Annotated in this window: 10 protein-coding genes; 4 read left to right on the top strand and 6 right to left on the bottom strand. The window is 62.2% G+C overall.

Features of this window, described 5'->3' with window-relative positions; genetic code table 11:
* From MOV61_RS01570 to MOV61_RS01580, 3 genes are all read left to right on the top strand, one after another.
* A partial coding sequence (locus MOV61_RS01570; protein WP_309493543.1) for an ATP-dependent helicase C-terminal domain-containing protein occupies positions 1-868 on the top strand: 868 nt, incomplete at its 5' end.
* An 84-nt stretch (positions 869-952) separates the two neighbouring features.
* Positions 953-2,269: an ActS/PrrB/RegB family redox-sensitive histidine kinase gene (locus MOV61_RS01575; protein WP_244447454.1), complete on the top strand. Its 1,317-nt coding sequence runs from the start codon at positions 953-955 to the stop codon at positions 2,267-2,269.
* Positions 2,270-2,335: 66 nt separating this feature from the next.
* The gene (locus tag MOV61_RS01580; RefSeq protein WP_038547487.1) at positions 2,336-2,911 is read left to right on the top strand and encodes an ActR/PrrA/RegA family redox response regulator transcription factor; all 576 of its coding nucleotides are present in this window, start codon (positions 2,336-2,338) and stop codon (positions 2,909-2,911) included.
* Position 2,912: 1 nt separating this feature from the next.
* Here the strand turns inward: MOV61_RS01580 and MOV61_RS01585 are convergent, their stop codons facing one another.
* Entirely contained in the window at positions 2,913-3,401 is a 489-nt protein-coding gene (locus tag MOV61_RS01585) for an MmcB family DNA repair protein (RefSeq protein WP_247135297.1), read from the bottom strand.
* 179 nt (positions 3,402-3,580) lie between these two features.
* Between MOV61_RS01585 and MOV61_RS01590 the strand changes: the two genes are divergently transcribed.
* Positions 3,581-4,252, top strand: a complete 672-nt coding sequence (locus tag MOV61_RS01590; protein ID WP_038547484.1) for a L,D-transpeptidase — start codon at positions 3,581-3,583, stop codon at positions 4,250-4,252.
* A gap of 82 nt (positions 4,253-4,334) precedes the next feature.
* Here the strand turns inward: MOV61_RS01590 and MOV61_RS01595 are convergent, their stop codons facing one another.
* The 5 genes from MOV61_RS01595 to MOV61_RS01615 all read right to left on the bottom strand — a co-directional run bounded on the left by MOV61_RS01595 (position 4,335) and on the right by MOV61_RS01615 (position 12,126).
* Positions 4,335-6,506: a malate synthase G gene (locus MOV61_RS01595; RefSeq protein WP_247135298.1), complete on the bottom strand. Its 2,172-nt coding sequence runs from the start codon at positions 6,504-6,506 to the stop codon at positions 4,335-4,337.
* Positions 6,507-6,619: 113 nt separating this feature from the next.
* Positions 6,620-7,534 carry a LysR family transcriptional regulator gene (locus MOV61_RS01600; protein WP_247135354.1) on the bottom strand — a complete coding sequence of 305 codons (915 nt, stop codon included), beginning with the start codon at positions 7,532-7,534 and terminating at the stop codon, positions 6,620-6,622.
* A gap of 101 nt (positions 7,535-7,635) precedes the next feature.
* Positions 7,636-9,663 (bottom strand): hydantoinase/oxoprolinase family protein, encoded by a 2,028-nt coding sequence (locus MOV61_RS01605; RefSeq protein WP_247135299.1) that lies wholly within the window; start codon positions 9,661-9,663, stop codon positions 7,636-7,638.
* 63 nt (positions 9,664-9,726) lie between these two features.
* On the bottom strand, positions 9,727-11,145 hold the full coding sequence (locus tag MOV61_RS01610; RefSeq protein ID WP_247135300.1) for a cytochrome P450: 1,419 nt from the start codon (positions 11,143-11,145) through the stop codon (positions 9,727-9,729).
* Between the two features lie 45 nt (positions 11,146-11,190).
* Positions 11,191-12,126, bottom strand: coding sequence for a DUF1402 family protein (locus tag MOV61_RS01615; protein ID WP_247135301.1), 936 nt, complete (start codon positions 12,124-12,126; stop codon positions 11,191-11,193).
* Positions 12,127-12,286 lie beyond the last annotated feature (160 nt).

A 12,286-nucleotide genomic window follows, 5' to 3' on the forward strand; every position in this document is an offset into this window, starting at 1 on the left:
GGAACTGCAGGAGACCGAGCGGCTGGCGGCATCGCAGATGCTGGTCATCGCCGACCTGACGGGCCGGGCGGCACAGGCGCGTATTCTCGCAGCTGCGGAGATCAGCCGGGAGGATGTGGAAGTGGAGCTTGCCGGTGCGATCCGCGAGAGCGAGGAATGTTTCTTCGACCGGCCCAGCCGGCAGGTGCGCGCCCGCAAGGTGACCCGGCTGGGCGCCATTATCTTCGAGGAAAAGCCGCTGCCACGGCCGAGTGGCGAACGGGCCGCACAAGCGCTGGCGGACGGTGTGCGGGAACTGGGGCTTCAGGTCCTGCCATTCTCCAAGGAAGGCACGCAGCTGCGCGACCGGATCGGCTTCCTGAACCGGTCGATCGGCGAGCCCTGGCCGGATATGAGCGACGAGGCGCTGCTCGCCCGGCTCGACGACTGGTTCGTGCCGTTTCAGGGCAATGCGTCCGGCATCGATTCCATCAATCCCGGCAGTCTCTCGGAAGGGCTGCGCTCGCTCATTCCGCATGGCGTCTCGCAGGATCTCGCCAAGCTGGCGCCGACGCATTTCGAGGCGCCGACCGGGGAGCGACATCCGATCCGTTATGATGGCGAGGAGCCGGTCCTGGCGATCCGGGTGCAGGAACTGTTCGGGCTGAAGAAACATCCGGCGATTGCCGGCGGAAAACTGCCGCTGCTGCTCGAACTGAACTCGCCGGCGCATCGGCCGATCCAGACGACACGGGACCTGCCCGGTTTCTGGGCCGGTTCCTGGAAGGATGTGCGGGCCGAAATGCGCGGCCGTTATCCCAAACATCCCTGGCCGGAGGATCCGGCCGAGGCTGCGCCGACGACACGTGCCAAACCGCGCGGGACGTGACAGAATGCCGCCTGCGACCTGAAGTCGAGCCGGTTTATGAAGGCGGCCGCAAGTCACTTGTATAAGGCAAGGTAAGAGCAGACGGTGAGCGTAGACAGTCCTTCAGTGCGTTTTGCGCAATTCGGCCCCTCAAGCCGACGAATTCGGCTTCAGACACTGGTGCGGCTGCGCTGGCTGGCGGTCGCCGGTCAGACGATTACCGTCGTCATCGTCGGGCTGCTACTGCAGTTTCCTCTGCCTCTGCAGGAGGCAGGCATTCTGGTTGGTGCGCTTGCGGTCGCCAACCTCACCCTGTCGGCCTGGTTTCCGCCGACCCATCGGCTTGGCCCGAAATCGGCGCTGGCGCTGCTCGGTTTCGACCTGCTGCAAATGGCGGCGCTGCTGTTCATCACCGGCGGGCTTGCCAATCCGTTTGCGCCGCTGATCTGCGTTCCGGTGATCATCGCCTTCGCGTCTCAGCCGCTGCGCCATTCGCTTGTCCTGATCGTTTTTGCGCTGGTCTGCACCACGGTGCTCGCCTTTTCGCCCTACGCGGTGCCCTGGTATGAGGGCGAACCACTCCGGATCCAGCCGGTCATGCAGCTCGGCGTCTGGTGTTCGATCGCCTCGATGATGATGTTCGCGGCCTTTTATGCCTATCGCGTCAGCCATGAAGCGACGCTGCTCGCCGATGCGCTTGCGGCGACCGAACTGGTCCTGGAGCGGGAAAAGCACCTTTCGCAGCTCGACGGGCTGGCGGCGGCGGCGGCCCATGAGCTCGGCACGCCGCTCGCAACCATCAGCGTCGTCGCCAAGGAGATGGAGCGCGAGCTTGGTCCCGACGACCGGTTCCGCGAGGACGTGCTGCTGCTGCGAAGCCAGAGCGAACGCTGTCGCGATATTCTTCGCCGGCTTACCTCGCTTTCCGCCGAGAGCGAGGAACATATGCGCCGGCTGCCGCTTTCCTCCCTGGTCGAGGAGGTCGTGGCGCCGCATCGGCAATTCGGCATCGAGATCGAACTCGTCGAGAAAAACGACCGGACCAACGAGCCGGTCGGCAACCGCAATGCCGGCATTATATATGGACTCGGCAACCTGATCGAAAACGCGGTCGATTATGCCAAGAGCAAAGTGACCGTCACGGTGGAGCACAATGTCGAGCGGGTGGCGATCACCATCGAGGATGACGGCCAGGGTTATGCGCCGGATATTCTTTCGCGGATCGGCGAACCCTATATGACGAAGAGACCCAAGGAAGACGAACGGGCGGGTGGACTTGGCCTCGGTCTTTTCATCGCCAAGACGCTGCTCGAACGGTCCGGCGCCGCGATCCGCTTCGGCAACCGCGACAGCGGCGAACCGGGCGCCCGCATTGATATCGAATGGCCGCGTTCGGTGATGGACGCGCAGGACTTGAAATAATCCGGCCGGTCGGCCGATCATACCGAAAAGGCAAGCGGGCCTTTGAAACCCGCGGAGACAAAAGAGATGGAAACACACCCGGAACCGACCAAGGTTCATGCCGATCCCGAACTCGGGCCTGACCCTTCGCTGCTGATCGTCGATGACGATGGACCGTTCCTGCGCCGGCTCGCTCGAGCCATGGAGACCCGCGGCTTCCTGGTCGATACGGCAGAGTCCGTCGCGGAAGGTATCGCCAAAACGAAGGCGCGGCCGCCGAAATATGCTGTGGTCGACCTGCGCCTCGGCGACGGCAACGGGCTGGACGTGATCGAGGCGATCCGCCAGAGCCGCGAGGATACCAAGGTGATCGTGCTGACCGGCTACGGCAATATCGCGACCGCCGTGACGGCCGTGAAACTCGGGGCGCTCGACTATCTCGCCAAGCCCGCCGACGCCGACGACATTTTTAGCGCGCTGACCCAGAGGCCGGGCGAGCGCGCGGATGTGCCGGAAAATCCGATGTCTGCGGATCGCGTGCGCTGGGAACATATCCAGCGGGTCTATGAGATGTGCGAACGTAATGTGTCGGAGACGGCGCGGCGGCTCAACATGCATCGCCGCACGCTGCAGCGCATCCTTGCCAAGCGCGCGCCGAAATAAGTCACATCTCGTCGAAATTCTTGCCGGTCGCCCATTCAGCCAGCATCAGGCGCTGGGCGGCGGCACGCGAAAAATTCAGTGTCATCGCCTTGCGTGTCGCAGGCGGCAGTCTGTGTTCCGGTGCGTCGCGCAGCAAGTGCCCGCCATAACCGTCCGAGAGGAAGAGGCCGCAATCCTCCGGGAAGATGTCGAGCGGCACGTCCTTGTGCGTCGCGAAAAACAGGCGGTCGCAGAAGGCTCGGTATTCCGGCCATTTGCAGTCGACGCGAAAATCCTCGATCGACGTCTTGATCTCGATGATCCAGATCTCGCCCTTTTCCGAAATGGTCACCAGGTCGGCGCGCCTTCCGCTCGACAGCACGAGTTCGGGCAACATCGCGTGCCGCATGTCGTGCAGCAGAATCTGGACGCCCTTGCGGACCAGCATGGCGCGGGCTGACTGCCGCCCATCTATTAACGGATTATTACTGGCAAGGTTGAGTATAGTCATAGAATCCCGAAAAACCGCTTCCATGATGTTGCAAAAACGCCATGGCTTTTTTCAATCATGCGCCGGCTCTGTTTTGATGCGCTGCAGCGCTTGCCAAGCGTAATCTAATCTAAAATAACCCCTGATCAAAGATGGGCATGCGTCCGTCTCAATCGATTCGTTTTACCCAAGAGATTTCCATGCGCTTTCGCACTAGCATGCTCGCACTCGGCCTGTTGGCAACTGCTGCCTTGGCCGGTTGCGCCTCCACGATTCCCGGCGGCGGCACCCAGGTGGCCACGGCCTCCTATACCGAACAGATCTTCAACGACTCCTACGGTTCGGTGAGAGACGCCGGCTATACGCTTCCGGCGATCCCGATCAACAAGGTGGACAAGCAGTTCGTCCGCCAGATCGTCAGCTATCAGACCAGCGAAAAGCCGGGCACGATCGTCGTCAACACGCGTGAGCGCCATCTCTACTACATCCTGCCGAACGGCAAGGCGATGCGCTACGGCATCGGCGTCGGCAAGCAGGGCTTCGCCTGGTCCGGGACGGCTTACGTCGCCTGGAAACAGGAATGGCCGACCTGGCACCCGCCGAAGGAAATGGCCGGCCGTCGTCCGGACGTTGCCAAATATGTCGAAGATGGCATGGGACCCGGCCTCAGCAACCCGCTCGGTGCGCGCGCCATGTACCTCTTCAACGAAAAGGGCCAGGATACGCTCTTCCGTCTGCACGGCACGCCGGAATGGGCTTCCATCGGCACTGCCGCTTCGTCGGGTTGCATCCGCCTGATCAACCAGGACGTCATCGACCTTTACAGCCGCGTCCGTCCGGGCCGCGAAACCAAGGTCGTCGTAATCCAGTAATCGCGAAATTCGACGAGAATACGAAAAGGCCGCCGAGAGAGCTCTCCGGCGGCCTTTTCTTTGCCTGATCTTTGCTCGCCGGTCAGCCGGCGAGCTTGGCTTTCAGTTCCAGACGGCGGCGATGCAGAACCAGCTCGGTATAACCATTCGGCTGCTCGCGACCCTTGAGCACGAGTTCAAGCGCGGCCTGGAAGGCGACGGAACCGTCGAAATCCCTGGTCATCGGCGTGTAGAGCGGGTCGCCGACATTCTGGCCATCCACGACCCCCGCCATCCGCTTCATCGTCTCGACGATCTGCTCTTCGCTGGTGAGCTTGTGATAGAGCCAGTTCGCCATGTGCTGGGCGGAAATGCGCAGCGTCGCGCGGTCCTCCATCAGGCCGACGTTGTTGATGTCCGGCACCTTGGAGCAGCCGACGCCCTGATCGATCCAGCGGACGACGTAGCCGAGAATGCCCTGCGCATTGTTGTCGAGTTCTCTCTGGATTTCCTCCAGCGTCCAGTTCGGCCGCCCCGCGACCGGCACGGAGAGGATATCCGACAGTTTGGCGCGGGTGCGGCTCTTCAGACCGGCCTGGACGGCGGCAACGTCGACCTTGTGATAGTGGGTGGCGTGCAACGTGGCCGCCGTCGGCGATGGAACCCAGGCAGTGTTGGCGCCGGCCTTCGGATGAGCAATCTTCTGCTCCAGCATCGCCGCCATCAAGTCCGGCATGGCCCACATGCCCTTGCCGATCTGCGCGTGGCCCGACAGGCCGCATTCGAGGCCGATATCGACGTTCCAGTTCTCGTAGGCCGCAATCCAGGCGGCCTGTTTCATGTCGCCCTTGCGGATCATCGGGCCTGCTTCCATCGAAGTATGTATCTCGTCGCCCGTACGATCGAGGAAACCGGTATTGATGAACACGACACGCTCGCGCGCCTCGCGGATGCAGGCCTTGAGGTTGATCGTGGTACGGCGCTCCTCATCCATGATGCCCATTTTCATGGAATTGGTCGGAAGGCCGAGCGCCTGTTCGACGCGGGCAAAAATCTCGCAGGCGAAAGCGACCTCTTCCGGCCCGTGCATCTTCGGCTTCACCACATACATGGAGCCGGCCCGGGAATTCTGGCGACGTCCGTTCGGGCCGATATCGCGGATAGCAATCAGTGCCGTGACCATTGCATCCATGATGCCTTCCGGAACTTCCCTGCCCTCGCTGTCCAAAACCGCCGGATTGGTCATCAGGTGACCGACATTGCGGATCAGCATCAGCGAGCGGCGCTTCACCGTCACATCACCGCCGGCAGGTGCCTTGAAGGTGGTGTCCGGGTTCAGCTTACGGATGAAGGATTTGCCGCCCTTGGCCACCTCCTCCTGAAGGTCGCCGTTCATCAGACCGAGCCAATTGCGGTAGACGACGACCTTGTCCTCGGCATCGACGGCTGCGATCGAATCCTCGCAGTCCATGATCGCGGTGATCGCCGATTCCAGCCAGACATCCGAAATCCGGGCCGGATCGTCCCTGCCGATCGCCGTCGTGGGATCGATCAGGATTTCGATATGCAGGCCGTTCTTCGTCAGCAGCAGATGGGTCGGCTGGGCCGGCTCACCAAGATAGCCGGCAAACTGAGCCGGATCGGCGAGATTGACGGTCTTGCCGTCCTGAGCAGCAGCCGTGAGCTTGCCGCCGGTGACGACAAAGGAGGTCACGTCGGTCCAGCTCGCGCCGGAAAGCGGCACGGACTGATCGAGGAAGTCACGCGCCCAGGCAATGACCTTGGCGCCACGGACCGGGTTGTAACCCTTGCCCTTTTCGGCTCCCTCGGTCTCGGGGATGGCATCGGTGCCATAGAGCGCATCGTAGAGCGAGCCCCAGCGGGCATTGGCGGCATTCAGCGCATACCGGGCATTCATGACCGGGACGACGAGCTGCGGACCAGCGATCCCCGCGATTTCCGGATCGACCTTGTCGGTCGAGACCGTGAAATCCGGTCCTTCCGATAGAAGGTAACCGATGTCGCGCAGGAAGGCTTCGTAAACCGCAAGATCGCTGGGCGCTCCGTTCTTGCGATACCATTCGTCGAGCTTGACCTGAAATGCGTCGCGTTTGGCGAGAAGCTCGCGATTCTTGGGCGCCAGGTCGTGGACGATCTTCGAAAACTCGGAAAAGAAGCGGTCGGCGTCGACACCGGTCGACGGCAGCGCTTCCTTCACCAGGAAGTCGTGAAGCTTCTCGTCGATTGCGAGACCATTTCTTTCGATACGGGCCATCGGTTCCTCCGAATTTTTCATGCCGCTGACTGTCTTTGTTAGCGAGCGAAATTGCAATTGCACGAATATTGAATGACTTATGCCATATCGGAAATAATCTGCGCCGTTAGCAGCTATTTCCGGCCCGGGGAATGCCGTTCCCAATACGGGATCGGCCCATAAAGGTCGGCAAGATATTCGATGAAGGCACGGACCTTGGAAGGGAGATGCTGCCGGCTCGGATAGACCGCCGAGACCGAGATGTTCTTGGAGCCCTCATATCCGGGCATCACCATCACCAGCCGCCCGTCCTTGAGCTCGTTGCCGATATCCCAGGTGGATCTTAGCGCGATGCCGAGACCGGCGATTACCGCTTCGCGGATAACTTCACTGGAATTGGTGTTCAGCATCCCGGCCGGCCGGTAGACCAGTGGACCTTTGGGACCTTCCAGCCTCCAGGGTTCGCCATTATGGGCCGTCAGGCAGTGATGGTTTGCCAGTTCCTCGATGCTTGTCGGGGCGCCGTGCCGCTCGATGTAGGAGGGAGAGGCGCAGAGAATGCGCCGGACCTGAACAAGCTTGCGGGCGACGAGGCTCGAATCCTTCAGCTCGGATATGCGGATCGCCACGTCGAAACCCTGGGCGATGATATCCGTGAACTCATCCGACAGCATCAGGTCGATCGACAGATGTGGGTTCGCCTGCATGAAGGTCGGCAGATGCGGCGCAATGTGCATGCGTCCGAACGAGGTCGGCGCGGAGATGCGCAGATTGCCGGCAATCTCGGTCGACCGGCCCGAGACGAACTGCTCGGCATCCTCGATCCCGGTCAGGACATTGGCGATCCTGTCGTAAAAACCCTTGCCGGCATCGGTCATTCCCACCTGACGGGTGGTCCGCTGCAGTAGGCGCGTCCCCAGTTGCTCCTCCAGCCGCTTGATGCGCTTGGAGACCACTGCCGGCGAAATGCCAAGGCTCTTTGCCGCCGCCGACATGTTTCCGCTGGCTGCGACTTTGACGAAGATTTCCAGATCGGCGAGATTGGTGATCACTGCAGTTTTTCCCGGCTGGAATAAATGCCGGCCAACTTACGCCCTTTTGAAGAGAGCTTAAAGGGCGATACATTCCGGACGTCGAGCGCATAACCGGGCTAAACCGCTTGGAAAACGGCTATCCTCGGCCTGCCGACAGCAACGGCGGTGATCCGCGCCTCGACGAGTTTTCGCGAGCCCTCGATTTCCGGCGCATCCATTTCTTCCGAAATGGTCACCACTGCGTCCTTGGCACCATCCGCATTCGCCTGCGTCTGCGCGGTGGCGATTGCATGCTCGCGGGCGGCGGTCAGCGCTTCCGTTTCACCGATGACGACGAGCCGCGCGCCTGATCCGGAGAGAATGAAGCGCCCTTCCTCCGGCGAGGTGACAACAACGGTAACGCTGGCACGGACCTGGCCGACCACCGCTCCGATGGCGTTCGCGACATCGGCATCGCCCGGAATGATCGATTGCGCGCCGAGCATGTTCGCGACCGCCGGATAATAGACGGGTGCGGAAGCCCCGAGCCCGATCAGCGGCCGATCCAGCGAGACGGAGAACCGGGCAATGCCGGGAATGCGTTTCAGCGCTCGATCGACGGCAAGCGAAACCGCGGGATCGATGGCTTCGGCGCCATCTTCGGCGAGGCAGGCGGCGAGCACGGCTTCGGACGACTGGCGCGTCAGCCGGCTCACGATCTTCTCAGCCAGATCTTCCGGGGAAGCGGCGATCCCGCGCCCCGCGCCGTCCTTGCGGCGGGCGGCAAGCTCCAGCCCCAGCCTTGCAGCCTCTCCGCACCATTGGTTCTGGCGGCCGAGCACGTGCAGGGCATCGGACGGGGTGATGCCGCAGAGATGCACCAGCCCTCTTGCGACTAGCCGGTCGAGGATTGCCTTCTGCGAATTCATCGTCAGCAGATCGTTGAGCGAAACCGGTACCACGCCTATGCGGGCAAAAAGTGCCTGTTCCGGCGGTTGCAGGCCCTGGGCCAGGACATCCGGCACACCGGTTCGCACCGCAAAGCGGCCGTCGTGCCGCCCGGCATGGCTGGCGCGCAGCTGCTTTTCCAGCGTCGACAGGATGATCTCGCCATGCGCCATCGCGGCAAGGCTGAGCGGCAGAAGCCGGCGCGGACCGAGAGTGAGCCGGGCTTCGAGGCCGCGATCGTCGATATGGACTTCGGAATCGCCGCCGAGCCCGTAGGTGCGCAGCGCCACCGCCTCGACCATCGTGCGATGACCGCCGACCACGGCGCCTTCCTCCGCCAGCTTCGGCCGCCCTCCGTCGAGAACCGCGACATCCGTTGTGGTACCGCCGATGTCGGAGACGACCGCTTGATCGAAACCGGTCAGGAAATGCGCCCCGACAAGGCTTGCAGCAGGCCCGGAAAGGATGGTCTCGATCGGCCGCAACCGCGCCTCGGCAGCGGAGATCAGCGCGCCATCGCCGCGCACCACCATCATCGGCGCCGTGATGCCGCGCGCGGCCAGAAAGCCCTCGCAGGAGTCGACCAACCGGTCGATGATCGACACCAGCCGGGCGTTCAGCAGCGTGGTCAACGCGCGGCGAGGACCGCCGAGTTTCGACGAAAGCTCGTGGCTGCAGGTGACGGGCAGATGCGAAAGCGCGCGAATACGGTCCCTCACCCGGACTTCATGAGCCGGATTCCGGACGGCAAAATAACCAGCGACCGCAAAGGAAGACACTGTTTCGCAAAGCGTCGGCACAGCCGCCTCCAGCGCCGCCATGTCGAGCAGCGTCTCGTTGCCGTGCACGTCGTGGCCCCCGGGCAGGAAGATCACCGGATCATTTCCCAGTGCCTCCGCAAGTCCGCCGCGGGCCAGATCCTCCGCAGTAAAGCCGATCATGATCAGGGCGGCACGACCACCCTGCCCTTCGACCAGCGCATTCGTGGCAAGCGTCGTCGACAGCGAAACCAGGCCGATAGCTGAAGCGGAGACTGCGCTTTTTTCCAGCACCGCATCAACGGCGCCGGCAATACCAACCGCCAGATCATGCCTGGTCGTCAGCGATTTCGCCTTGGCGATAACGCCTTCGCCGTCGCGGAACAGCACCGCATCCGTATAGGTGCCGCCGGTATCAATCCCGAGAAGGAGGGGGCCGGAAGGAAAGGAAAAGGCCACGCGAAAATCCTGAAGATCGGTCCATGGGATCTATAGCGATCAATAGCGCATGGCGGGCAAAGATCAATTCACCAGCGGAGACCTCTGATGTCGCGGACTGACCCGCATGAGCAGACCATCGCGCGGCTGGGTGGTCAGCTTCTGGACCGGCCAGACCTTGGTTTCCGGCGTAACATCGAAACGATAGCCACCCATCAGCACCGCAAGCGCGATCACCGCCTCCTGAAGGGCGAAGGTCGCGCCGATACAGGTGCGGGGGCCCGCGCCGAAAGGCAGATACTGGAAGCGGTTCAGCTTGCCGCGGTTCTCGGGCAGAAAACGCTCGGGCATGAAGGCGCGCGGCTTGTCCCAATAAAGCTCGTGGCGATGCAGCGTCCAGGGCATGACCAGCACGGTCACGCCTGCGTCGATCCTGATCGTCTTGCCTTCCGGGCTCGTCCAGCTGTCGTCGCTGATCGCTTCCCGGTTGATCGACGGCGCCGGCGGATAGAGCCGCAATGCCTCTTCGAACGCCGCCCGCACCCAGGGCATCAGCTCCAGCCATTCGACCGGATCGGCGCCGGTGGCCAGAACGCGGTCGATCTCTTCTTCCATGGTCTGTCGCACCGCCGGCGACTCCGCCACACAATAGAGCGTCCAGGCGAGCGCCCGGGCCGTCGTCTCATGGCCGGCGCCGATGAAGGTGAGAATATTGTCCTCGATCTCGTCCATCGTCAGCCCGTCGGGACCGGCCAGCTGAAGCAGCAGCGTCAGGAAATCCTGCGGCACGTCGTCCGGATGCTTGCGTATCCGCTCCTGCCGCATAAGCATGGTTTCGGCAACCACGCGCCGGAACTTGTCAAGTATCCGCCTGCCGCCGATGCGGGTGACGCGCGGCACCCAGGGCGGGGCGCGCAGCATGTCCATCGGGTCGATTCGGCCCATGCGATGCAGAAGCTGGTCGACATCGTCCGCGACCGTTTCCTTGTTTCCGGCGATCTCGCCGGAAAACAGGGTTTCCGCGAGGATGGCGTAGGTCAGTTCCGTCATGTCGACGGAAATATCGCGGACCGCGCCATCGGCGCCAGCCTCGGCATATTTCCTCGAAAACTCCTCGGTCTGGTTCAGCATCTGGCCGGCAAAACCGCGGGAATGTTTTGGCGTGAAAACCGGCGCCATCGCCTTGCGGCTGCGTTTCCAGACCTCGCCTTCCGCTGTCAGCAGGCCGTCCCGCAAGATCGGGCGAAGCACGAGCTGGCGGATCTCGGACATGACGTAATTGCTGACATTGTCCACCAGAATGTGCCGGATGAGGCCTGGATGATTGACGATCAGCGTCCGTTCCTTGAAGAACTTCGTCTCGAGCCAGGGCAGCGTGTAGGAAACCTTGCCCCAGAGCTCCAGCGGATTGCGGAGCGCAGTCCAGATGACCTCGATCGGGCTCAGCAGCCGATCCCGATGCGGAGGTGCGGGCGGAACGAAGGGTTCGGGGCGGATGTCCATGGACGAGCCCTCCTCAGGGGTTTCCTATGGAGGGAATATCCGCCGTCAGAGGAGAGATTTCAACTCGGCGAGCTTGTCGTTGACCAGCCAGCCGTAATAATTCTCCTCCGGCAGGCCACCGCGGGCGGCAAGTGCTGCGGCGCGCTGCGCCGAACCGCCGGTATTGTAGAGCGTCGCCGTGATGCCGGGATTGCGGGAGATATCCATGCCTGCAATCGACTTGTAGTCGTCGATCGAGCGACGGATATTGGCCGCCATATAGGCGAGCGACTTATCCGGGTCCATGATCGCGTCATAAACCGCAGCCGCCTTGTTCTCGTCGAGCTTCGGGTAGCCGGAATTCCTGGCCACCATGTCCGACAGCATCAGCGCCGTCAGCGGATTGACCTGGCCAAGGCCAAAGGTCTGGCCGGCATAAAAGGGCTGGAAGAAGACCGCACTTAAACGATTGTCCGGAAAGGCGGTGCCGCCGACCGAGCGGCCGCGAAAGCTCTTTTCCCAGACGCCTTCACGGCAAGTCCAGAGCTTATAGGAATCGGCGAAATCGTCGCATTTGCCGAATTCCGGCCGGTCGAGGAACTGCTGGATGGTCTCATCGCCGTAACCGAAACGGAAGCTGTTGCCGGCATAGGCGGCCGCCTTGACGTAATAGGTCTGCAGCCGGTCGTAGGCATCGACATTGTAGGTGTGTTCGCCGACGATCGCGCCGATCATATGGATCGGATCGATGCCGTAATCGGCGGCTGTCGACTTGATCTTGGCGATCAGCTTCTTGTCGGAAGCCAAGAGGTCGCGGATCTTCTCGTATTTGTCGTCGAAGGTGGTACGGCCGGCGCGCGTCCGGCGCACCGAGGCGCCCGGAACCTTCGGCTGTTCCGCGTGACGATTTCCTTCGGGAACCATCGTGAGGCCGCCTGCAAGCGCGGAAGAAGCCACGGATGTCGCGACGACAAGGATCAGGGCCAGAAGGATGCGTTTCAAGATTTGCGTGTCCCAGGACTTCGACCATGCCGATCTCCGGCACCGAATGCTTAAAGCCATTCCAGACCGACTCACTCAAGCGTCGGATATTTTCCATGAAAACGCGCTTCCCTTACGCGAGGCGCAAGGACCGTGTCGAGACACGGGCGTTCAAAATCCC

The organism is Neorhizobium sp. BETTINA12A, assembly GCF_023006485.1.
Lineage (GTDB): Bacteria > Pseudomonadota > Alphaproteobacteria > Rhizobiales > Rhizobiaceae > Neorhizobium.

What these genes read in the sequence shown, in the direction of transcription:
- MOV61_RS01580 (WP_038547487.1), top strand. Translation starts at nt 2,336, where the DNA reads ATGGAAACACACCCGGAACCGACCAAGGTTCATGCCGATCCCGAACTC.
- MOV61_RS01585 (WP_247135297.1), bottom strand. Translation starts at nt 3,401, where the DNA reads ATGACTATACTCAACCTTGCCAGTAATAATCCGTTAATAGATGGGCGG.
- MOV61_RS01590 (WP_038547484.1), top strand. Translation starts at nt 3,581, where the DNA reads ATGCGCTTTCGCACTAGCATGCTCGCACTCGGCCTGTTGGCAACTGCT.
- MOV61_RS01595 (WP_247135298.1), bottom strand. Translation starts at nt 6,506, where the DNA reads ATGGCCCGTATCGAAAGAAATGGTCTCGCAATCGACGAGAAGCTTCAC.
- MOV61_RS01610 (WP_247135300.1), bottom strand. Translation starts at nt 11,145, where the DNA reads ATGGACATCCGCCCCGAACCCTTCGTTCCGCCCGCACCTCCGCATCGG.